At 37.6% G+C, this 1093-nt stretch carries 2 protein-coding genes; both read left to right on the top strand.

What is annotated here, in order from left to right; translation table 11 throughout:
* Positions 1-487 (top strand): hypothetical protein (locus ACFIJ0_RS02675; RefSeq protein ID WP_375643904.1); only part of this gene is annotated, 487 nt, incomplete at its 5' end.
* Positions 488-585: 98 nt separating this feature from the next.
* A partial coding sequence (locus tag ACFIJ0_RS02670; protein WP_375643903.1) for a hypothetical protein occupies positions 586-1093 on the top strand: 508 nt, incomplete at its 3' end.

Genomic DNA, 1093 nt, shown 5'->3' with positions numbered 1-1093 from the left:
TGGCGATCTAGGTGGTTTTATTGAAAATGAAAGCAACCTTTCTCATGAGGGTAATTGCTGGGTTTATGATGATGCTTGTGTCTATAATAATGCTTATGTTTTTGATAATGCAAAAATTTATGACAATGCAAGGGTTGCTGATCATGCCTTGGTTTTTGGAAGAACTTATGTTTACGATCATGCCTGCGTTTTGAATCATGCTGAGGTATCTGACAGGGCTGTTATAAAAGGTCATGCTAAAATCTATGATAACGCTTTATTGACTGGCTATGCGCAAGCTTATGGCAATGCAAGAATTTATGACAATGCTCAAGTTTGGTTTTTTTCTGTGGTTTGTGATAATGCTTGTATTTATGAAAATGCAAAAATTACAGGCTATACATACATTTGCGATAAAGTGAGTGTTTTTGGCAATTCATATATAGATACCAAAAAATTGAATGGTCATATCAAAATTTGTGATCACACCATAAAAGACGCTGCGTAAATAAGACGCGAGCGCGGCGGGGGCGCCTGCTTTCCAACCAAATTTTTCCATTCCAAATTTTAGCAAATGTTTATCACATTAGATTGTGAGGGTCTTCTATGTGCAAAAAATATGAATTAACCAGTGAAATCAAACAAATCAAAGATAGGATTACTAAGAAAATTACAAACCTTTATCGCATTAAAGCTTTAAAAGATTTTGATGATATAAAGGCGGGAGATCTTGGGGGCTATATCGAAAAGGAAGTTAACCTATCCCATGATGGCAATTGCTGGGTGTATGATGAGGCTTGTGTCTACGGTCATGCAAGAGTGTATGATGATGCAAAAATACGCCATTTTTCCCAGGTCTGTGGTCATGTCTATGGCAATGCTGAGGTCTATGGCAAGGCTTTTATCTCTCAATATGCTAAAGTTTATGACAATGCTTGTGTCTATAGTAATGCACGTATATCTGGCTATGTTTATGGCAACGCCCATGTGAGTGGGAGCGCTCGTATTTATACAGAAGCCCATGCTTATGATAATGCGCATATTTCTTATAATGCTTGGGTTTATAATTATGCAAGGGTTTATGGGCATGCTCAGGTTTCTGGCTCTGTCTGTG

Origin of the sequence: Bartonella sp. OC68QHHN (genome assembly GCF_042193875.1) — a bacterium.
Lineage (GTDB): Bacteria > Pseudomonadota > Alphaproteobacteria > Rhizobiales > Rhizobiaceae > Bartonella > Bartonella grahamii_A.
This window is presented reverse-complemented; position numbering and strand designations above follow the sequence as displayed.